Consider the following 21539-nt stretch of genomic DNA (forward strand, 5'->3'; position numbering starts at 1 on the left):
ATTCTGAGCGCGAATGACCCGTCGGGCGTGCCTAAGCAGGCAAAGGTCGATCTCGCCGAGCTGGGGATCGGGCTGCTGGCGTCCCACCGTGAGGTCGCGCAGGCCGCCGAGGCGATGCTTCGCCGCCGCTATCGCTGGGCCAAGGCCGACGAGGCCACCATCCTCGTCGCGCTCGGCGGCGACGGTTTCATGCTCCACACGCTCCACCACATGCTGGAGAGCGGCGCCGCGCGCCCGGTGTTCGGGATGAACCGAGGCACCGTCGGCTTCCTGATGAACGAATGGCGGCTCGACCGGTTGGCGGAGCGGATCGAAGGCGCCAAGGCGATCCGGGTCGCACCGCTTCAGATGACCGCGCGAACGGTGTCGGGCGAGACTTTCACACACGCGGCAATCAACGAAGTCTCGCTTCTCCGCGAAACGCGCCAGACGGCGAAGATCGAAGTGTCGGTGAACGGCCGGACGGCGATGCCGGAGATCGCCTGCGACGGAATCCTCGTGGCCACCCCCGCGGGTTCGACCGCCTATAACCTGTCCGCCGGGGGTCCGATCCTTCCCCTCCAGGCGAAGATGCTTGCGTTGACGCCTATCAGCCCATTCCGGCCGAGGCGCTGGTCAGGCGCGATCCTGCCCGACGACACCAACATCTGCTTCAAGGTGCTCGACCCGGAGAACCGCCCGGTATCCGCGGTTGCCGATCAGTTCGAGGTGCGTGAGGTTGCCCAGGTCGACGTCAGCCTCGACCGGGAGCGCTCGCTAACCTTGCTGTTCGATCCGGAGCACGCCCTCGACGAGCGGATCGCGATGGAGCAGTTCGCGACCTGAGCCTGGAGGCTTTCCGGCCTTGCCTTTGGAGCCGGCTTCGCTATCTAGCCGCGGCGCTCCGTTGAGACGGGGCTGCTCCCCGGTAGCTCAGCGGTAGAGCGTTCGACTGTTAATCGAATGGTCGCCTGTTCGAATCAGGCCCGGGGAGCCATTTCTCCAACGCTTTCGGGCGGCGGCTTTGCGCCCGCGCTGTCCTCCTTCGCGGGCTGCAGCTCTTCACGAGTTTGTGGGACAGTGGTTTGTTGTCCGTCCGCCGTCGGCGCCGGTGTCGGTGGGACCTGTATGCTTGTTACGAAGTCCTTCACGTCGGCCGCGTGGTTGCAGGCGGTCTTCACCTTTGTTCCCTGGCACTCCGGGTGCTTCTTTGGGGCCGGTTTCACCGGCTCTGCTGCAGCGATTCCGGCGAAGAATGTCAGGCAAAGGCTGGTCACCAGTGATCTTCCCATCAGGCTAAGACGCTGCATGTGGAGGCTCCCTTCCAGGCACGCTTCCATACCACGGTAATCGGTGGCGGTGGATCGAAAACACCGCAGATTTCGTCAGCATTTCGCGAGTCCGGACGCTGATGTCTGCCATCCGGAACCTTTTTGCCCCGCCCTCCATCAAAGGAGCGAGAGGATTTGAAGGTGAGCGAAGCACAGGCGGCGACGGGACCGGATCTGACGGCCGGAATCCCCCTGTCGGACATTACCGAAGGCGGGACGATTGCCGGCCGCGTCAGCGACGAGGCCGTGCTCCTGTCTCGGATCGACGGTGAGCTCTACGCGGTAAGCGGCACCTGCACCCATTATGGCGGGCATCTGCCGGACGGGCTTGCCGACGGGCGAACGGTGCGCTGCCCGCTCCACCACGCCTGCTTCGACCTGAAGACGGGCGCCGCGCTGAGAGCCCCCGCGCTCGACCCGCTCGACCGCTGGCAGGTCGATGTCGACAGCGACAAAGCCTATGTCAGTTACAAGCTGAAGGCGCGGCCCGAGAGCGGGGAGGACACGGGAGCCGACGCTCGCCGGATCGTCATCATCGGCGGCGGTGCCGCCGGCCTCGCCTGTGCCAACGAGCTTCGCCGGCTCGGCTTTTCGGGGTCGATCATCATGCTGAGCGCGGATTCCGACCCGCCGTGCGATCGCCCGAACCTGTCGAAGGATTATCTCGCCGGGACGGCGCCCGAGGAGTGGCTGCCTTTGCGCCCAGCCGACTGGTATTCGGACAACAACATCGAGCTGCGGCTTTCCACGCCGGTGACTCGAATCGACCCGGAAGCTCGCACCGTCCACTGCGCGTCGGGCGAGAACATCCACTTCGACAAGCTCCTGATCGCTACCGGTTCGGAGCCCAATCGCCTGATGACACCCGGATTCGACGGCGAGAAGGTTTTCACCCTTCGCTCGATCGCCGACGCCCGCGCCATCGCCGCCCAGGCGACGCCAGGGTCCCGCGCAGTGGTCATCGGCGCCAGCTTCATTGCAATGGAAGCGGCCGCCGCGCTTCGTGCCCGCGGCGCCGAGGTCGATGTCGTCGCCGTCGAACACGTGCCGTTCGACCGGGTCTTCGGGATCGCGCTGGGCGAGTACATCACCGGTATCCACCAGAGGAACGGCGTGCGTTTCCACCTGGGGTGCGTAGCTTCGGGCTATGACGGGCGCACGGTCACCATCGCCAACGGCGAACAGATCGAAGCCGACTTCGTGGTCGTCGGCATCGGCGTACAGCCGCGCACCGACCTGGCGCGTTCCGCGGGCGCGGAGGTCGACAACGGAATCCTGGTCGATGCCTTCCTGGAAACTTCCGTCCCGGGGATTTACGCCGCCGGAGACATCGCATCCTACCCGGATGCCGCAACCGGCGAGCGAGTCCGGATAGAACATTGGGTGGTGGCGGAGCGCCAGGGCCAGGTTGCGGCCGCGAACATGGTGGGCGCCCGCCGGCCTTATCAGTCCGTGCCCTTCTTCTGGACCCAGCAGTTCGGCACCTCAATCCGCTACGTCGGCCGCGGTGCAGGCTGGGACAAGGTCCTCGTCGACGGCGACGTCGAGGGCGGGTCCTTCACGATCCGATACTTCCGCGATGACGTCCATTGCGCGTCGGCTTCGGTCGGCCGCGACAAGGACAATCTGGAAGACGAGCTGACCCTCGAAAATTGCATCAATGCCAGTGCGGGGAGGGTTTAGTGAATCTTACCGAGTTCAACGCTTTCGACATTTCGGACAGCGACATTTTCGAGGAGAGCGCGCCGGCTCCACGGCCGGCGCAGCTCGAGATCGAGCGGGCGGTTCGCATGCTGATCGCGGCAGCGGGGGACGACCCGTCTCGCGAAGGCGTCCGCGACACGCCTTCCCGCGTAGCCAAGGCCTATGCCGAGTGGTTCGCCGGGTATCGGATCGATCCCAAGTCTTTTCTCGGCCGGGTGTTCGAAGAGACCGAAGGCTATGAAGAGACGGTGCTCCTGCGCGACATTCCGCTGGTTTCCACCTGCGAGCACCATATGGCGCCGATCACAGGCAAGGCGCACGTCGCCTACCGGCCCAACGGCCGCGTGGTAGGCATTTCAAAGCTTTCGCGGTTGGTCGATGGCTATGCGCGGCGCCTTCAGCTTCAGGAGCGGCTAACCAACCAGATCGCTCATGCACTCGACGATGTGCTTCAACCCAGGGGGGTCGCGGTCGTGGTGGAAGCGACCCACGGCTGCATGTCCACGCGCGGAGTGAATCAGCACGGCATTTCGATGGTGACGAAATGCTGGATCGGCGAGTTCAAGACCGACGAATCGATCCGCCGCGACCTGTTGGACTCGATTCGCCGCTGCTAGCCTTCAAGCTCAGCCATAAGGCTGGCGTTGCCCCCAGCGGCCGTCGTGTCGACGCAGGTGACGCGCTCGGTGGCGAAGCGCGCGACGTAATGAGGACCGCCAGCCTTGGGGCCGGTGCCGCTGAGGCCCTCGCCGCCAAACGGCTGGCTTTCGACGACCGCGCCGATCTGGTTGCGGTTAACGTAGAGGTTGCCGACGCGAGCATGCTTTTCGACATAGTCGCGGACCGTGTCGATTCTGCTCTGGAGGCCGAGCGTTAGACCGTAGCCGGTCGTGTTGATTGCCTCGACCACTTCATCGAGCTTGTCGCCGGCAAAGCGAATGACGTGCAGGATCGCGCCAAAATTCTCGCGATCCAATTGGCTTAGCGACTTTATCTCATAAAAGGCGGGAGCAACGAAGCAGCCGTTCTTCGCCTCTTTCGGCGGCTCCAGCCGGCAAATTTTCTTCGCATTTTTGTCGAGCCACTTGAGGTGATCATCGAGCACTTTCTTCGCAGCTTGGTCGATGACCGGGCCGACGTCCGTCGCCGGATCGCTCGGGTCGCCCACCTTGAGCGCTTCCATCGCGCCGGCGATCATCTTGATCATGCCGTCGGCGACATCCTCCTGGACGAACAGGACCCGCAAGGCCGAGCACCGCTGGCCCGCGCTCTGGAAGGCGGACGAAATGACGTCGCGCGTGACCTGTTCCGGGAGCGCTGAGCTGTCAACGATCATCGCATTCTGGCCGCCGGTTTCGGCGACGAACGGGATGATGGGCCCGTCGCGCTCGGCCAGCGTCCGATTGATCATCCGCGCGGTCTCGGTCGAACCCGTGAAGACCACGCCCGCAAGCAGCGGGTGGGCGGTCAGCGTACCGCCGACGACCCTGCCGGAACCGGGCGCAAGCTGTACGACATCCTTGGGAACGCCCGCCTGATGCATCAGCTCGACCGCCAGCGCGCCGATCAGCGGCGTTTGCCCGGCAGGCTTGGCGATGACCGCATTGCCCGCGGCCAGCGGCGCGGACATCAGCCCGGTGAAGATGGCGAGCGGGAAATTCCAAGGCGAAATGCTGGCGATGACCCCACGGCCGTGCAGCCGCAACTCATTCTGCTCCCCGGTCGGTCCCGGAAGCGGGAGCGGCCTGGTGAACTGGCGCCGTGCTTCTGACGCGTAGAAGCGGAGGAAATCGACCGCCTCGCGCACTTCAAGCACGGCATCGACCAAGGTCTTCCCGGCTTCCCGAATGCAGAGCGAGAAGAATTCCTCGGCATGCGCCTCGTAGAGGTCGGCCGCGCGCTCGAGAAGCTGCGCACGCGCTTCGCCGCCCAGCGAATCCCAACCCACCTGCGCCGCATGCGCGGCATGAACCATGCGATCGACCTCGGCCGTGGTCGCCTCGAACGTCGTTCCGACGGTGATCCGGTGGTCATGAGGCGATACGATCGCCCTGCCCTCGCCCTTTCCAAGGCCAGGTTTCGCGGTCCAATTGCGCGCTTCGAGCGCTTTGAGGCGCTCGAGCAACGGCTCACGAACGAGCGGATCGCTTAGATCGACCCCGGCGCTATTGCGCCGCTGAGGCGCGAACAGGTCAGGTGGGAGGACGATCTTCGGGTTCCGCTTGGGCTCCAGAGATTCAAGCTCGCCGACCGGATCCCCAACCAGCTGCTCGACCGACACCTGCTCGTCCGCAATGCGGTTGACGAAGCTCGAATTGGCGCCGTTCTCCAGCAGTCGGCGGACGAGATAGGCGAGCAGCTCCTTATGGCTTCCGACGGGCGCGTAGATGCGCACGGGAGTTTGCGCGTCGCCGATGGCCTTCTCGAGCTTGGCCAGCTCTTCGTAAAGCTCCTCGCCCATGCCGTGCAGGCGCTGAAATTCGAACGTCGCGCCCCCCGCGAGCGACTTGATCTGCCCGATGGTGTTGGCGTTGTGCGTGGCGAATGCGGGATAGATGACGTCGCTCGCGCTCAGCAGGGCCTTGGCGCAGGCGAGGTAGGACACGTCAGTGGCGACCTTGCGGGTGAAGACCGGATAATCTGGAAGGCCTGCGACCTGCGCAGCCTTGATCTCCGTGTCCCAATAGGCGCCCTTGACCAGGCGGATCATGAACTTGCGGCCGCGAGCGCGGGCGAGATCCACCGCCCATTCGCACAACGGCAGCGCCCGTTTCTGGTAGGCCTGGACCGCGATCCCGAGGCCGCCCCAGCCGTTGGCGAAAAGCGAATCGTCCGCAGCCAGCGCCTCGAACAGGTCCATCTGGAGCTCGAGCCGATCGGCCTCTTCGGCGTCGATCGTCAAATGCACATCGGCCGCGCTCGCCTTGGCCGCAAGCTCCCGGAGAACAGGGAGGATATAGGCCTTCGCCTCCTCGGCATGGCTCCACTCGTAGCGCGGATGGAGCGCCGACAGCTTCACGGAGATGCCCGGCGAGCGAGCGAAGCCGCCGCTGGCCTGCGCGGCGATCTTGTCGAGCGCGTTGCGGTAGGAATCTGCGTAGCTCTCGGCGTCGGCGACTGTCCGCGCCGCTTCGCCGAGCATGTCGAAGCTGTGGCTTAGCCCCTTCTTCCGCTCGGGCGCACCCCGCTTTAGCGCTTCATCGATCGTCCGGCCGAAGACGAACTGGCGGCCCAGGATTCGCATCGCCTGGTCGACCGCCGTTCGAATGACCGGTTCGCCGAGACGTCCGACCGCCCGGCCGATCGCCGCCCGCCAATTGTCGGAACGGTCGTTCGCATTCTCCAGGACCTTGCCGGTGAGGAGAAGCGAGAAGGTCGCCGCATTGACGAAGGCCGAGCCGGAATCGCCAAGCTTCTCGGCCCAGCGCGGCTTGGACAATTTGTCGGCAATCAGCTCGTCTGCCGTATGGGCATCGGGAATCCTAAGGAGCGCTTCGGCAAGGCACATCAAGGCAATGCCCTCGTCGCTTCCAAGGTCGTAGGTGTGAAGGAAGGCGTCGAGGCCTGCGGGCTTGTGAGCGCGCATTCCCTTCACCAGCGTCCGGGCGATGGAACCCGCTTCCCTGGACTGCTCGGGATTCAACCGCGCCTGCTCGATACGCTCCGACGCGACGGCTTCTTCGCACGGACGATAGGCGAGCCGGACCCGCTGGCGATCGATGCCGACGGCGGGCGCAGCCGCCGCTTCAGCTATCCGAGCTGGCCGTGGCAATGCTTGTACTTCTTGCCCGACCCGCAGGGGCATGGTGCATTGCGGCTGACCGGCGCCGTCGCCGTATCGGTGCCACCCTCCATCGCCGGCAGATCGGGCTGCGGTATCGAAAGCGGCGGCAGATTGGACAGGATCGCTCCGGTGGCTGCGTCAACGTCCGCAGTATCGTCGTCACCCGAGAACGGATCGATGTGCTGGGTAATGAAATCGGGCAGCGGTGGCGGCGGCGCGGATTCAAGCTGGATGTTCGCGCGCATCAGCATCTTGGTGACTTCCTCGCGGATCGACACCAGTAGCCGCTCGAACAGCAGGAAAGCTTCCTGCTTATACTCGTCGATCGGCTTCTTCTGCGCGTAGCTCCGCAGGTGGATCACCTGCCGGAGTGCGTCGAGGGTCGCCAGATGGTCCTTCCAGTGATGGTCGAGTGTCTGGATCAGGATCTGTTTTTCCGCCTCGGCCCAGCGCTCCTGCTCCACGTCCTTTAGCTTCTCGGCCATGTGTTCCTCGGCCAGGTTCTGAAGCCGCTCGATCAGCATGTCCTGCTCTACCGCTTCCTCCTCCAGCCAATCGTCGACTGGTGGCTGGAGTCCGAAGACGACGTCGATGCTCTCCTTCAGCCCCGGGACGTCCCACTGCTCCGGATAGGTGCCCGGCGGGCAATGGGTCGCGATGATCGAAGCCGCGGTCTCCGCGCGCATCTCGACGATGACGTCGCTGACGCTTTCGGAGTCCATGATGTCTGCGCGCTGCTCGTAGATGACCTTGCGCTGATCGTTCATCACGTCGTCGAACTCGACCACCTGCTTGCGGATGTCGTAGTTGCGCGCCTCGACCTTCTTCTGCGCGGTCTCGATCGCCTTGGAGATCCACGGCGAGATGATCGCCTCGCCGTCCTCCAGGTTCTTGTTCATCAGCCGCGCGAACATCGTCTGCGGGCCGAAGATTCGAAGCAGGTCGTCGTCGAGGCTGAGGTAGAATTTCGACAGTCCGGGGTCGCCCTGACGGCCTGAGCGGCCCCGAAGCTGGTTGTCGATACGCCGGCTCTCGTGGCGCTCGGTGCCGAGCACGTAGAGACCGCCGGCTTCGAGCACGCGCTGCTTCTCCTGCACGATTTCGGCGCGGATCTTCTCCGCCTGCGCCTCATATTCGGGCGTTCCGGCGACCAGGTCCGGGAACTCGTCGAGCATCCGGAACTCGAGGTTGCCGCCTAGTTGGATGTCGGTTCCGCGGCCGGCCATGTTGGTCGCGATCGTTACCGCCCCGATGCGGCCGGCCTGGGCGACGATATGCGCTTCCTGCTCGTGGAAGCGGGCATTGAGGACCGAATGCTTGATGCCCTCCTTGTCGAGATATTCGGACAGCATCTCCGATTTTTCGATGGAGACGGTGCCGACGAGCGCCGGCTGGCCCTTCTCCTGCTTCTCCTTCAGCTCCTTGGCGATGGCGGAGAATTTGTCGGTGATGTTCTTGTAGAACTCGTCGTCCTCGTCGACGCGCTTGACGGGCACGTTGGTCGGGATTGCGACGACGTTCATCTTGTAGATGTCGAAGAATTCCGGGGCCTCGGTCATCGCCGTGCCGGTCATTCCCGACAGCTTCGGGTACATCCGGAAATAGTTCTGGAAAGTGATCGACGCGAGTGTCTGGTTCTCCGGCTCGATGAACACGCCTTCCTTGGCTTCCACAGCCTGGTGAAGTCCGTCCGACCAGCGCCGCCCATCCATCATCCGACCGGTGAATTCGTCGATGATGACGACCTTCCCGTCCTTCACGATATAGTCGATGTCCTTCTTGAACATCACGTTGGCCTTGAGCGCCTGGTTGAGGTGATGGACCGTCTGCGTGTTGACGATGTCGTAGAGGTTGCGGCCTTCGATCAGACCCGCCTCCTCGAGCATCCGCTCCGCATTCTCGGTGCCGTCCTCGGTCAGGACAACCGACCTTTGCTTCTCGTCCTTCTCGTAATCCTGCTCGGTGAAGGTCTTCACGATCTTGTCGACCGACACGTAAAGCTCCGACTTGTCGTCGGTCGGGCCGGAGATGATCAGCGGAGTCCGGGCCTCGTCGATCAGGATTGAGTCCACCTCGTCCACGATCGCGAAATTGAACGGCCGCTGCACCATCTGCTCGCGGGTGAACTTCATGTTGTCGCGGAGGTAATCGAAGCCAAATTCGTTGTTCGTGCCGTAGGTGATGTCCGCGGCATAAGCAGCCCGCCGTTCATCGTCCGTCAGGTTGGGGACGATCACGCCCACGCTCATCCCGAGGAAGCGATAGATCTGGCCCATCCAGTCCGCGTCGCGGCGGGCGAGATAGTCATTGACCGTGACGACGTGCACGCCCTTGCCGGTCAGCGCGTTGAGATAGACCGCGAGCGTCGCGACGAGCGTCTTTCCCTCGCCGGTCTTCATCTCGGCGATCTCGCCGCGGTGGAGTGCAATTCCGCCGATCAGCTGGACGTCGTAATGCCGCTGGCCAAGCGTACGTTTGGCAGCCTCGCGGACCGTGGCGAAGGCCTCCGGCAGAAGATCGTCGAGCTTGGCGCCGTCCGCGAGCCGCTTGCGGAAAATCTCCGTCTGGCCGCGAAGCTCGTCGTCGCTAAGCGCCTCGATCGTCGTCTCGAACGCGTTGACCGCGTCGACATATTTCGAGAGGCTCCGCACATAGCGGTCGTTTGCCGATCCGAAGACGCGTTTGGCCAGTGCGGCGATCATGGAATTCCCTTAGATGCTCGAGGCGCCACGGCGGAACCGGCGACCTGCCTCGCCCGCGCGCGGGCGTTGCGGCGGCGATGTAGGAACGGCGCTAGGGATAGTCAAACGGAGAGCGAGCATGGGGCTGACCGGAGGGTGCATGTGCGGCGAGGTCCGCTACGAGCTGAAGAGCGAGCCGTTCGACTGCGGATGGTGCCATTGCCGGACCTGCCAGCTGAACAGCGGGGCGCCGGCGATGGTGTTCGCAAGCGTTCCGGACGGCGACTTCGCCTGGACGAAGGGCGCTGACAAGGTCCGCTCCGTCCACTCTTCCAGCTTCGGCCATCGCGAATTTTGCGGCGAGTGCGGCACGCCCTTCCTGATGAAGGTCGATCACCAGCCGGAAACGGTCGATTTCAGCGTCGCCACGCTCGATGACCCGGAAACGATTGCTCCGGAATTTCACATCTTCTGGGGCAGCAAGATCGGATGGTTCAACCCGTCCGACGGGATTCCGAGGCACGACAGATTCCGTCCCGACACCCGGGGCCTCGATGGATCCGAGCCGCCCGGGTGACCGACGCTAGCCCGCCTGCGACTGCGTGCTGACGAGATTGCTCTCGAGCCACTGCTGGATCTGGCTGCGCGGGGCGGCGCCGACCTTCTGGGCGATCGGCTGGCCGTCCTTGAACAGCAGCATCGTCGGGATTCCGCGCACTCCGTAGCGCGCCGGAACGTCCGGGTTCTCGTCGATGTTCAGCTTGGCCACCGTCACCTTGTCTCCGAGGTCGTTCGAGATTTCCTCGAGCGCCGGAGCGATCATCCGGCACGGACCGCACCATTCGGCCCAGAAATCCACGAGCACCGGACCTGACGCGCCCAGCACGTCGCTTGCGAAATTCTGGTCGGTTACGGTCTTGGTGGCCATGGCCTCAGTCTCCTTTGAGTCGCTTGATTTGCATATGGGCAGCCCGAAGGCCGCTCTCAACTGCCGATCATGAAGAATTGTCCGCTGGCGGTGTAAAGTAACGCGGATTCGATGTCCCGTTCCGGGAAGATCACCGACAGCGCCTCGCGGTAGGCCTGCATCTGCAGCCGGTGTGCGGCGGGGATATCCGCTTCCCGTTCCGGCGCCCTACCCGTCTTGTAGTCGACCACCACGACGCGCCGATCTTCGACCAGCAGCCGGTCGACGGTCCCCGCGATGACCCGCCCATCGGGCAAGGTTGCGGCAATTGGGGCTTCAGCAAGCGAGCCCGGACCGAATAGGGGAGAGAAGCGGCCGTCTGAAATCAGGTCGCAGACAGTGCCCGTAATCTCCTCGCGGACGCCTTCGTCGCTCATTCCGGCTGCCCGCTCCAGCCAGCGCAACGCCGCCTGCCGGCGATTTTCGGGCGCCACCGGCGGAAGCCGCTCCAGCAGCGCGTGGATAATCGTCCCGCGTTCGGCGGCGGCTTTCATTCCGGGCGACGGGGGCGGCGCCGCCTCGCGATCCTCCGCAAGCGCGGAAGGCGCAAGCGGCCGCGGCGGGCGCGCTTCCGGTGGCGCAGGTGATTTCGCCCACTCTGGAATTGCCGGCGCGGCAACTCGGGCCTTCGAAATCTTCGGTTTCTCCGCAGCCGCGGTGACGTCGCCGCTGTAGGTCAGCGCCTTTCCCCAGCGCTCATCTTCGGATTCTGCGGCGCCGAGCGACCGCAAGGCTCTCTCCACCCGAAGGTGCCAGCAATTTTCGACCCGCTCGCCTTTGTCGAGCCCGGCGACGACCAGGCGGTCGATGGCGCGGGTCATCCCTACATAGAGGAGCCGCCAATGCTCCTGGAGGTCGAGTTCCTCGCCGCGCGCGATCACCTCGGCGAAAGGAGAGGCTTGCTCCGCCTTGCGCGGCCGGACGACCGGCACCTGCCGCCCGTGAATCGGCATTTCAACGGACGATGGAGTGCCTCCCGCCTTGGCCGGATCGGCGGTCGAGTCGGCAAGGATGACGACCGGCGCCTCCAATCCCTTCGCGCCGTGGACCGTCATCACCCGGACTGCATTCGCTGGGGCCGACGGGTCGCGCTTGATCTCGACCTCGCCGCGGGCGAACCAGGCGAGGAATCGGTCGAGCGAGGCGGTCTCGGTGCGCTCGAATTCCAGGGCGCTCGAAAGCAGCTCGTCGATCGGGTCGCGCGCCGCCAGCCCGAGCCGCGAATAGAGCTTGCGCCGCCCCTCGATTGGTCCGGTCAGCACCGTCTCCAGGAACCGATGCGGTGTGGTGTAATCCGCCATCGCCAACAGCGAGCCGAGCAGCTCGCGCGTTTCCGGAAAGTCCGACGATTTCGCCCGCAGGGTTTCCCAGAGCGGCTTGCCGTCTCGCCCATAAGCCAGCTCGCGAAGCTCGTCCTGGCTCCACCCGACCAGCGGAGAGACGAGCAAATTGGCGAGGTTCAGGTCGTCCAAAGGCTGCACGGCAAAGGCGACCGCCGCGAGCAGGTCGCGGACGGCAAGGGGCTTTTGCAGGTGCAACCTGTCGATTCCCGCAACGGGAACGCCTTCCTCGAACAGCCTCGCGACGATGAGCGAGGCGAGCTCGCCGCGGCTCCTGACGAGGACCAGTATGTCGCCCGGTGCAATGCGTTGCCCGGTCGACGGCAGCACCGGACCGTCCTCGATCCAGTCGCGAACCTGCTTCGCAAGCTCGCCCGCGTAAATGCGGGCATCTTCGCCGAGCCATCCTTCCTCGCCCGCATCTTCATCGCCATTCGGGATCGCGAACGGGCTCCAAAGCTCGACGCTACCGGGACGCTTGAAGAAGGCGCGGTGGCGGTTCGGCTGCTCCGGCAGGCCCATGTTCGGGTAGCCGATCTCATCGATCGTGGCGTCGACAGCGTCGAGCACCGCTTGTGACGATCGGAAGCTCGCGTCGATCGACAGCTCCCGATAGTCCGGAAGGACAAGCTCCGAGTCCTCGTCAAGCGCGGACCGAAGCGTGTCACTCCGTTCGCGAACCCATGCCCGGGCGCGCTTGAACTCTTCCGGGTCCGTACCCTGGAACCGGAAGATTGCCTGTTTGAAATCCCCGACCATGAAGATTGTGCGGTGGCGGTTCTCGAGGACTCCGGCGCCCGCAAAGAACTCCTCGGCCAGCGCCTGGATGATCTCCCACTGCGCCGCGTTCGTGTCTTGGGATTCGTCGACCAGAATATGGTCGGTTCGCCGGTCGAGCTTGTAGCGGACCCATTCGCCCATTCCCGGCTCGGCAAGCAGGCGGCGGGTCCAGTCGATGAGATCGGTGAAGTCGGCGACTCCCGCCGCTCTTTTCGCTCGCGAATAAGCGGCCGCAAACGCCTGTCCGGCACGCAGCCCCGCGGCCATTTCCCCCGCCAGGCGAGATGCGTTCTGGATATGGATCAGCTCGGCGACCGCGTCCGCCATTGCGTCGGCGTGATCGTCGTAATCGGGTTCGATCTTCAGCTGACCGGCCGTCGCTTTGCGGCGGTCGCCGTCCGATTTGAAGACGATTTTCGCCAACCGATCGAGTGTCGCGGCGCGCTGCACTGCCGGCTGCGCCAGCCATTCTTCAATCACATCGGCATGGCCCGCCCCGGTCGATGCGCCCCACTGGCGGTTCACCCGCGCGACCGCCCGCAACAGCTCGCAATCGAAGCGCTCATCGGAGCAATGTTCCGACAGGAAGTCTCCCACCGAACCTTCCGGAAGTCCCATCATCTGCCGCAGCTTTGGCTCGATCTCCTCGGCCGATCCCAGCCCGGTCATCGCTTCCGCCGAATGCCCGCAGCGCATCAGGTAGCGAACAGCATCGACTTCGCCGAGCCGGAGGCTGAGCTGCTGCACGTCATCGACGAGGCTCCGCCGCCCGTTCGCTTCCGCATCGGCCAGCAAATTGGCAAGCGTGGTTCGAGCCAGCTCCTGCTCCGCCCGTCCCTCGATCGGTTCAAATCCCGGAACCACTCCCGCCTCGGCGGGGAAGGCAGCGAGAAGCGCCTGGGCGAAGCTGTGGATCGTCTGGATTCTCAGGCCGCCGGGGCAATCCAATACCTTGGCAAACAGCTGCCGCGCGCGGCGCATCGTTACCGGATCGTTGGGCTCGCGAAGAGCGAACAGCTCCTTGCGGAGATTCTTGTCCGGCATCCGCACCCACGCCGCCAGCCGTTCGCCGATACGGTTGGCCATTTCCGCAGCCGCCGCTTTCGTGAAGGTCAGGCAGAGGATCGATTCAGGAGAGGCGCCGTGGAGCATCAGCCTCAGCACCCGCGCCGTCAGGACCTGGGTCTTCCCGGTGCCGGCAGACGCGGACAGCGAAGCATTTGCGAACGGGTCCGCCGCCAGCGCCTGTTCGGCTCCGAGTTCGGGAAGCGCCCTGACGCGGTTGCTCATGTCGCGTGCCCTTCCCAACCCGCGACGGCCGCCATAGATGGACCTGTGGCAGAGGAGCTGAGGACAGGACGATGAGCGATCGCGACGACGACCGGGCCAACGAGGAACGCCGCGCCAAGTTCGTGAAGGCGGGCTTCGCCGTCGGAATCGGCTCGGCCGCGATCGTCGCGGCGCTTCTCTACGCATCCAAGGTCAAGAAGAAGCCGAGGAGCTGAACAGCTCATCTGCGGCCGTACCATTCTTCGAGCCGCATCAGCTGGTCGTAATCGCCGTACGGCGCATAAGCCGGGTGAAGCTTGGCAGTGAACGGCTGGGCGCCGATCAGCCATCTTGCGGCAGCATCGGCAAAATGCGCCTGCGCATGGGCCAGGAAATCGTCCGGACCCATTTTCTTGTCAGGCTTCACGCATTTCCCGAATTGATCGCCATATTTGGTCAGCGACCAATATTCGAATGCGCGGGGCGAACCGCTGGTGCGCTCAAACCCGCCAGCCTGGGCGATCAGCCCGAGAAGGCCGAGCTGTAGCCTGAATCCAGCGTCGATCGCCTTGGGTGCGGGGGCCTTGCCGGTCTTGTAGTCGACGACCGCCAGGCCGCCGTCCGCGAGCCGGTCGATGCGGTCGGCTTTTCCATAAAGCGTGATTCCCGATATGTCGGCCTCACCCCAGGCTTCAGCGGACACGGGGCGTCGGCCTTCGGCGCGGTTCCTGCGCTCCTCCTCCTCGACCCAGCGGATCGCCTCAATGAGGCGCGGCGACCACAAGGCGCGAAGCATGGGGTGGATGGTCTCGTCGGCCAGAAGCGCCCTTGCCCGGTCCATAAGCCGGTCGGGATCGCAGTCATCCTGCTTCAGCCATTCCTCCAGCACCTCGTGAACCGCCGTTCCTTTCCACGCCGCACTGTGATCGGCATCGACGGGATCGATGGTGCGAAGACCGAGGATGGCCTGCGCGTAAAAGGCGAAGGGGTCCGCCTTCAGGCGGTCTACCGCGGTTACCGAAATCCGCTTCGGCCGTTCGGCGGCTGGCGGGCAGGGTTCGGGTCGGTCCGCGGGTTGGGGCGGTCCGGGATCGTCCAGCGCGGCCGTCAGCCGCTCCAGCACTATGTCGCGCGGGAGACCGCCCGTGAGAGCATTTAGCCTCAGCAGGAAGCGCGAAGCGACCGTCGGCGAGCGAGAGTCGCGCCTTGCCCTTGTGATCAGCACCTCGCGCGCGCCCAGAGCGCTCGCGAAATCCTGGGCCGAGAGCCCAATCCGGTGCTCGAGCCCGGGAAGCTTCAGGTTGGTGCGGATCTTCGGCGCAAGCCACGGGTCCGGCGCAGGAATGGCCGGCCACACGCCCTCGTTAAGGCCGCCAAGGATCATCACGTCGGCCTGCTGGAGCCGCGCCTCCAGAAGACCCCAGATGAACACCCGCGGATGCCCGCCGTAGGCCGGTCGGATGCTCTTGCCTGCCAGCAAGTCGCCGAGCAGGGTGGCCGCCTCCTCGGGCGCGACGGCGATCCGCCGCGCCTGCTCGGTGGCTTGCAACTCGGCCAGAAGCTCGGCGGCCATTCGCCCGTCCTGCCCCCGCCATCCTTTATCGCCCGCCAGGCGCTCGGCGCCGACCACGAGCTTTCCGGCAAATGCCGCCAACGAAACCGGCTCGCTCAACTGGCCGTCCAGCGATTCCAGCCTCGGCCGGATGCGCTTCCACGCGGCCAGGCAGCCGCGGCATTTGCTGTCCTGCTGCTCCTTCTCCTCGAAGTGCCGATCGAGGCCGGCGGCCCCTGGTGCCGGTCGCGGACCGCGCAGAGCAAGGTCGAGGAGCCGCACGTCGTCGAGCCACTTCAGCCTCGCCTCGTCCGAACCGCCGACAAGCGGGTGCTTGAGCAGCGCCAGCAGCGGCACCGGCGCCAGCTCCTCGGCGATGGCGGATGCTATGCCGAGGAGGAGCGTGCCGGGAGGAGTTTCCGAGAGTGGCTTTCCGGCGCTGTCGTCCGCTGCAATGCCCCAGCGGTTTAGAAGCGCCGACACCCTGCGCCCAAGTGAGCGGTCGGGCGTGACCAGCGCGACCGTTTTCCCGGGAGTCTCGACCGCTTCGCGTATCGCAAGCGCGATTGCCTGGGCTTCGGCGGCCGAGTCCGGAAGGACCGCGGCGCGGATTCCGCTCAGCCGCCGCTCATCGGGCTTGAGAGCGCTCCACTTGTCGGAAAATTGCGCCGACGCGAACGCATTGGTGACGGCACGGGAACGCTGCGGACTCGAGGCCGCCAACCCCACCCGCGGCCAAAGCCTGACCTCGTCCCTGGCTACCCCGATCCGATCGAGCAGCAGCTTGAGGTGGAATTGCGGATGGGTGTCCTGGCCGCGGCCGTTGTCGTACGGTCCGAGCGCGTCCCATTCTTCATCGGGGAGCGCGGATTTGAGCGACAGGCCGGGGAGAACCACCATCCCTTCGGGCATTGTTGCAACGCGAGCCTGCACTGCGGCGACTGCGGGTGCGGCGGTGGTGATTCCGGCCGCGACGGTGAAGCCCGGCGGCGGATCGGCCGCCCAACGATCGGCGAGGCGGTGGAGCAGCAGGTTGCGCCGCTCGGCTACGTCGATCCGGCCAAGCTCGCGAAGCCGCTGCGGCCATTGAACGAGGACGGCGCGCAGCCGGTCGAGCGATATCTGCCAGTGCCTCGCAAGTTCTGGAGCGTCGGCAGCCGCTTCCGTGAGACTGGCCGGCTCCACCTCCTCCACCAGCAGGCTGTCGAGCGTCCGAGCCAAATCGGAGGCCATTCGCAGTGCTTCAACGGCGCTTTCGCCATCGCTTCGAACGAGCTCGGCCAGAGCCAGCAGACGCTGCAGCGGTTCTACGGCAGGGGGAACGGCTTCGATCGCATCGGCAGGGTCGAGAGCGCCGCCGATCCGCTCGTCGAGCTCCGGTTCGCCGATGGCGATCAGCCGAGGAAGAACCAGGCCTGACTCGCTCGCTCTGACGAACGCTTCGGTGACGCTCCGGACCGCGCGGTTGTTGGGCAGCAGTATCCGGCCGTTGGCGAGGCTCAGCGGGTCGCGTCCGTAGCGCGCGATCAGTCCCGCAACGAGCGAATCCGCGAACGATCGGTTGGTCGGGATATTGAAGACGGCCGGCCGCCGCACCTGCTCGGCTGCGGCCTCAGGCATCCTCCAGGATGAGCTCCGTCGCCTTGATCGCCTGCGGGGTGCCGACGTCGAACCACAGTCCCTGGTGAACCGCGCCGAAGCAGCGGCCTTCCTCCATCGCCCGGTCCCACAGCAGGTTGGTGGAGAAAGGTCCCGACGGCGCATCGTTCAGGAGCTTCTTCGAGACCATCTGGATGCCCGTGTAGACGAACGGCGCGACATGCGCTTTCACTCGGCGGCGAAGGCGTCCGGAACTGTCCATGTGAAAATCGCCGCGGCCGCCGTGATTTGCCGCGCGGGCGTGCGGGACCAGAAGCAACAGGGCGTCCATTTTCGCGCCGTCCCAGTGCGAAGCGAGCAGCTTGAGCGTGTCGGCGGGGCCGTCGATCCACAAATTGTCGCTGTTGACCACCAGGAACGGGTCTGCGTCGATCAGCGGCGCGGCCTTCACCATTCCCCCCCCGGTTTCGAGCAGCAGGCTGCGCTCGTCGGAGATTTGAACGCAAAGGCCGTGGGTGTTCTTCGCGAGATGGGCCTCGACCGCGTCCGCGAGATAATGGACGTTCACGACCACGTTCTCGACGCCGGCTACGCGAAGCCGCTCCAGCAGGTGGTCAAGGAGCGACTGTCCCGCGACCTCGATCAGCGGCTTTGGCCTGCTTGCGGTCAGCGGCCGCATTCTCTTGCCGAGGCCCGCTGCAAGCACCATCGCGGTCTTGGGGACCTCGCTCGCGATCTCGGCCTTCAGCCGAAGCGCCTGGGTCGCCCGCTTCATGCCGCGTTCGCCCACGGCGTCGCGCGATTCTCCGGCGCTATGTTGGAGTCGAACCAAATCCTCACCGGTTTGAGGGCCGGACGGGCAAGGTCCCGCTCGAGCAGGCCCCACATTCGCGGCTGGAACGCGGTGTAGTGCGGCTTGTTGTCGCGCTTCCACAAGCGCGTGAAGACTCCGAGGATCCGCGTGTTCCTCTGCGCGGCGAGGGTCCAGTAAGCGCGCTCGAACGCTTCGGCGTTGCCTGTGGCGCTGACGTAGCGGTCGATCATCGCCCGCTCGATCTCCGGGGGAACGTCGCGGCGGGCATCTTCAAGGACCGATGCCAGATCGTAAGCCGGGTGGCCGACCAGGGCGTCCTGGAAGTCGAGAAGGCCGAAATGCCGCACGCCCTCGCGATCGCGGACCAGCATCACATTTTCCGCATGATAGTCACGAAGGACGGTAACCGGCCCGAGGCCGTCGTCGGCCACGGGCTCCAGAACCTCTCGCCACGCCTTGGCGAACCCGTCCGTGTCCACGGCGAGGCCAAGGGCCGGGCAGTACCAGTCGGTGAACAGCGAAAGCTCGTCCAGCCACTGGTCCATCCCATGAGGCGGGAGGCCGGACATCGGCGGGTGGTTGTGGAGGTGGACCAGAACGTCGGTCGCAAGCTCGTACAGCTCGAGCTCGCGCGACGGATCGCTATCGAGCATCTCGCGAAGCCGCCAGTCGCCGAAATCGCCGAGCAGGAGCAGCCCGTGCTCAAGGTCGCGGGCGAGGATCTCCGGAGCGCTCAGCCCTACCGAGTGGAGCCATTCGGCGACGGCGACGAAGGGCCGCACGTCCTCATGCGCAGGCGGAGCGTCCATCAGCACCGCACTTCGCGGTCCATCGATCACACGGAAGTAACGTCGGAACGAGGCGTCACCCGCGAGCGGCTCGACTCGCGCACCAGCCCAACCGCTTCGGGCAAGGAATTCATGCACTTCGGGAGCCGGAATCATCGCGGAGGCCATCGATCCTGCCATGCCGGAGGCACCGATGCTGTCAAGCGCCGAGCGCCGCCCCGATCGAATTCGAGCGCCAGCCGAAGTGCGTCCGGCCAGGCCGTCTCCCCTGCCCGCTCGGGCCATTCGACGAGCAGAACGGCGTCCGCCGCGAAATCGAGGCCAAGCTCATCCAGCTCGCCCGCATCTTCGACTCTGAACAGGTCGACGTGCCACACGGGCGGTTCGAGATCCTCATAGGGTTGGACAATCGCGAAGCTGGGGCTGGGAACGTCACCGTCGTGTCCCAGTGCTCTAATGAGCCCCCTGGCCAACGCTGTCTTCCCTACCCCCAGCGGGCCGGAAAGCGTCACCACGTCGCCCAAGCGGATCAGGCCCGCCAGGCGTCGCCCGAGCTCCTCCGTCGTCACCTCGTCTTCGAGGATCATCGCGGCGCGCGCGGGATGGTCAGTGTCACTGTGGTGCCCTTGCTCTTGCTCGACACCAGGTCGACCTTGCCGCCATGCGCCTCGACGAACTGGCGGGCTAGCGGGAGCCCGAGCCCGAGGGCAGCCTCTCCGCGCGACGGGTCGTGGTTGATCCGGTCGAAGCGATTGAACACCCGCGGCAGGTCCTTCTTGGCGATTCCCGGTCCGTTATCGCTGATCTGCACATAGGCCTGCTCTTCGTCGCCCCAGGCCTTCGCGGAGATCTTGCCGCCGCGCTCCGTGTAGGCGGCGGCATTCTCGAGAAGATGCTCGATCGATTCGCGGAGGCGGCGAGCATCGCCCACGACGGTGCCCGAGCTTTCGGCGATGTCGGGCAGCAGCTTCTGCCCCTTCGCCTTGGTTCGCGGCTCGAATTTCTCGACCGCCATCTTGCACAGGCCCGCGATATCCACCCGCTCTCGCTCAAGGACGATTGCCGCCGAATCGCCGTGGGTAAGGTCGAGCACGTCATCGATCAGCTTGGACAAGCGGGCGACGGACTCCAGGATCGCAGCGACATAGTCCGACGCAGCCGGCGTGAGCGTCCCAGCATAGCCCTCCGCCAGCATCTCGGCGAAGCCGCCGATCGACGTCAGCGGGGTACGAAGCTCGTAGCTCATGTTGGCGACGAAGTCGGTCTTGACCCTGTCCGCCTGCTCGAGAGCCGTGGCGCGCTCTCGAAGGGCTGCTTCGATCCGCGTTGAATCGGTCACGTCAACGAGGGTGAAAAGCGCGTTCCCGTCCGGGAGAGGAACGGCCGCGAATTCGAAATGCCGACCGTCGGTCAGCGTAATCCGCCCGTTGGCCGGCTCGCGGTCGCTGATGGTCTTGCGGACCATCTCCCTGATCTGCGCGGCGGCCGTCGGATTGACGAGCTTGCGGGCAAGCGCCGGAACCATCTCGTCGACTCGCGGATGCTCGGCCAGCCATTCCTCGTCGAGGCCCCAGACCTGGCTGAACCGCCGGTTCCACAGGTACAGGCGGCCGTCGCTTGCAAAGACTCCGACGGCTTCGAACAGATTGTCGAAGGTCGCCGAGCGGACCCGAAGCAGCGTGTCGCGGGCGGAAGCAAGGCGGGCCTGCTCGGTCCTGTCCTCCAGGAAAAGCCTGAGCCCGCCATCGGGAAGCGGCTGGCCGACCACTCGCCAATGATCGCCGCCCGGAAGCATCCAGTCTTCCTCGATCACCTCCAGCGGGCTGGTGAACCACTCCCGCCGCTCCGCCTTCCAGGTCGGGAAGTCGCGAGTTTCCGGGACTCGATTATGCTCGCGCATCCGCTCGAGCACCCGGTCGAATTCCGGCCTTTCGCTCAGCCAGTCCCCGTCCAGCCCGGCCATTGCCGCGAACGGCCCGTTGAAGAAATCGAGGTTGCGGTCCGAATCGAACTGGGCGGCGCCCGCGGTCATCCGGTCGACAAGGTCGCGCTGCGACTGAACCTGCCGGGCAAGCTCCCCCCGGGCTTCCTCCAGATCCTGCACGTCGAGCGCAAAGCCGGCCACCGCGCCCGTCGGCAGCGGGACATTGACGATCTGGAGCATTCGCCGTTCGCCGCGGACGATTGCCGCCTGCTTGCGCGAGGTCGGCTTGCCGCTTTCGAGCGCAGCCATGGCACTGCTCTGGGCTTCGTTGACGTCGCCGATCAGCTCGCTCGATCGGGCGATCACGTCCGCGGCATCGCGGCCTTCGACCGCTTCCACGAACGCGCTGTTGACGAGGCCGAGGCTGAGGTCCGGGCCGCGGTACCACATAGGGAAAGGCGCAGCTTCGATGAGGCGCGTCAGAGCGTCGAGAGCCGCCTCCGCCTGCTCCAGCCGCTGTGCGAGCTTGGAGCGCTCAGCTTCGGCGCTGCTCGTGTCGAATAGCCACAGCAGCATCGTTCCCGGAGGCTCCGGCGCAGGCGCCGGCGCTCCCCGAACGTCGAGGACACGGCCCGACCCTCCGACCCGTACCTGGCACTGGAACCTGCTGCTCGACAGCGCGGCTTCGCCAACGCTCTTCGCAAGCATGTCGACGTCTTCGGCGAGCAGGCCGTTGTCGCTTCCGGCGAGGTCCGACAGCGTTCGCGGCGGCTTTTCGATTCCGATCTCGCGGAGCAGCCGGGCGTCGGCTTCGATCGTCGAGTCCGGCCGAACGACCAGGGGTCGCGCTGGTGACAGCTCGACGAGGTTCTGTAGAGAGCGGGCGGCGCTGAGGATCGTGCTTGCGTCCCGCATCCGGCGGGCGGCGACGATCGACAGCGCCCCGGCGAGCAAGATCCAGAGCGCGGCCAGCGCAGCGGCGATGAAGCCGGTCGTCGCTAACGCGCTCACGCCTCAGTGATCCCCT

15 protein-coding genes and 1 tRNA gene are annotated in these 21539 nt (G+C 65.4%); 6 read left to right on the top strand and 10 right to left on the bottom strand.

Annotated features, from left to right (window positions below):
• The first annotated feature begins 60 nt into the window (after window positions 1-60).
• Together LZ519_RS03890 and LZ519_RS03895 are read left to right on the top strand one after the other, a co-directional pair.
• The gene (locus LZ519_RS03890; RefSeq protein WP_283937393.1) at window positions 61-825 is read left to right on the top strand and encodes an NAD kinase; all 765 of its coding nucleotides are present in this window, start codon (window positions 61-63) and stop codon (window positions 823-825) included.
• A gap of 76 nt (window positions 826-901) precedes the next feature.
• Window positions 902-976 (top strand) — tRNA-Asn (locus LZ519_RS03895).
• On the opposite strand, the gene LZ519_RS03900 is transcribed toward LZ519_RS03895, so the two are convergent.
• The gene (locus tag LZ519_RS03900; RefSeq protein WP_249867411.1) at window positions 960-1289 is read right to left on the bottom strand and encodes a hypothetical protein; all 330 of its coding nucleotides are present in this window, start codon (window positions 1287-1289) and stop codon (window positions 960-962) included. The genes LZ519_RS03895 and LZ519_RS03900 overlap by 17 nt on opposite strands.
• A gap of 162 nt (window positions 1290-1451) precedes the next feature.
• On the opposite strand from LZ519_RS03900, the gene LZ519_RS03905 reads away from it, so the two are divergent.
• Both LZ519_RS03905 and folE read left to right on the top strand, forming a co-directional pair.
• A complete protein-coding gene (locus LZ519_RS03905) occupies window positions 1452-2993 on the top strand; it encodes an FAD-dependent oxidoreductase (protein WP_249867412.1) in 1542 nt (513 codons plus the stop codon).
• A complete protein-coding gene (gene folE, locus LZ519_RS03910; RefSeq protein WP_249867413.1) occupies window positions 2993-3631 on the top strand; it encodes a GTP cyclohydrolase I FolE in 639 nt (212 codons plus the stop codon). The genes LZ519_RS03905 and folE overlap by 1 nt, the downstream gene beginning before the upstream one ends.
• Here the strand turns inward: folE and putA are convergent.
• Entirely contained in the window at window positions 3628-6786 is a 3159-nt protein-coding gene (gene putA / locus LZ519_RS03915) for a bifunctional proline dehydrogenase/L-glutamate gamma-semialdehyde dehydrogenase PutA (protein ID WP_249867414.1), read from the bottom strand. The genes folE and putA overlap by 4 nt on opposite strands.
• Window positions 6765-9500 carry a preprotein translocase subunit SecA gene (secA, locus tag LZ519_RS03920; protein WP_249867415.1) on the bottom strand — a complete coding sequence of 912 codons (2736 nt, stop codon included), beginning with the start codon at window positions 9498-9500 and terminating at the stop codon, window positions 6765-6767. Before secA ends, putA begins: the two co-directional genes overlap by 22 nt.
• Window positions 9501-9618: 118 nt before the next feature.
• Between secA and LZ519_RS03925 the strand changes: the two genes are divergently transcribed.
• Complete coding sequence (locus LZ519_RS03925; RefSeq protein WP_249867416.1) at window positions 9619-10056, top strand: GFA family protein; 438 nt, start codon at window positions 9619-9621, stop codon at window positions 10054-10056.
• Between the two features lie 6 nt (window positions 10057-10062).
• Here LZ519_RS03925 and trxA read toward each other — a convergent pair whose 3' ends face one another.
• Entirely contained in the window at window positions 10063-10407 is a 345-nt protein-coding gene (gene trxA / locus LZ519_RS03930) for a thioredoxin (RefSeq protein ID WP_249867417.1), read from the bottom strand.
• Between the two features lie 56 nt (window positions 10408-10463).
• On the bottom strand, window positions 10464-13856 hold the full coding sequence (gene addA, locus LZ519_RS03935; protein ID WP_249867418.1) for a double-strand break repair helicase AddA: 3393 nt from the start codon (window positions 13854-13856) through the stop codon (window positions 10464-10466).
• Between the two features lie 71 nt (window positions 13857-13927).
• Here addA and LZ519_RS03940 point away from each other — a divergent pair, with 71 nt between their 5' ends.
• The gene (locus LZ519_RS03940; protein ID WP_249867419.1) at window positions 13928-14071 is read left to right on the top strand and encodes a hypothetical protein; all 144 of its coding nucleotides are present in this window, start codon (window positions 13928-13930) and stop codon (window positions 14069-14071) included.
• A 5-nt stretch (window positions 14072-14076) separates the two neighbouring features.
• Here the strand turns inward: LZ519_RS03940 and addB are convergent, their stop codons facing one another.
• From addB to LZ519_RS03965, 5 genes are read right to left on the bottom strand one after another with little or no spacing between them, the layout of a single operon-like run.
• The gene (gene addB / locus LZ519_RS03945; protein ID WP_249867420.1) at window positions 14077-17007 is read right to left on the bottom strand and encodes a double-strand break repair protein AddB; all 2931 of its coding nucleotides are present in this window, start codon (window positions 17005-17007) and stop codon (window positions 14077-14079) included.
• Complete coding sequence (locus LZ519_RS03950) at window positions 17000-17761, bottom strand: nucleotidyltransferase family protein (RefSeq protein WP_249867421.1); 762 nt, start codon at window positions 17759-17761, stop codon at window positions 17000-17002. Before LZ519_RS03950 ends, addB begins: the two co-directional genes overlap by 8 nt.
• Entirely contained in the window at window positions 17758-18756 is a 999-nt protein-coding gene (locus tag LZ519_RS03955; protein ID WP_249867422.1) for an aminoglycoside phosphotransferase family protein, read from the bottom strand. Before LZ519_RS03955 ends, LZ519_RS03950 begins: the two co-directional genes overlap by 4 nt.
• Window positions 18741-19175, bottom strand: coding sequence for a tRNA (adenosine(37)-N6)-threonylcarbamoyltransferase complex ATPase subunit type 1 TsaE (gene tsaE / locus LZ519_RS03960; protein WP_249867423.1), 435 nt, complete (start codon window positions 19173-19175; stop codon window positions 18741-18743). Before tsaE ends, LZ519_RS03955 begins: the two co-directional genes overlap by 16 nt.
• The gene (locus LZ519_RS03965; protein ID WP_249867424.1) at window positions 19172-21523 is read right to left on the bottom strand and encodes a PAS domain-containing sensor histidine kinase; all 2352 of its coding nucleotides are present in this window, start codon (window positions 21521-21523) and stop codon (window positions 19172-19174) included. The genes tsaE and LZ519_RS03965 overlap by 4 nt, the downstream gene beginning before the upstream one ends.
• Window positions 21524-21539: the final 16 nt, after the last annotated feature.

The sequence above is a fragment of the Sphingomonas anseongensis genome (genome assembly GCF_023516495.1).
Classification (GTDB): Bacteria; Pseudomonadota; Alphaproteobacteria; order Sphingomonadales; family Sphingomonadaceae; genus Sphingomicrobium; species Sphingomicrobium anseongensis.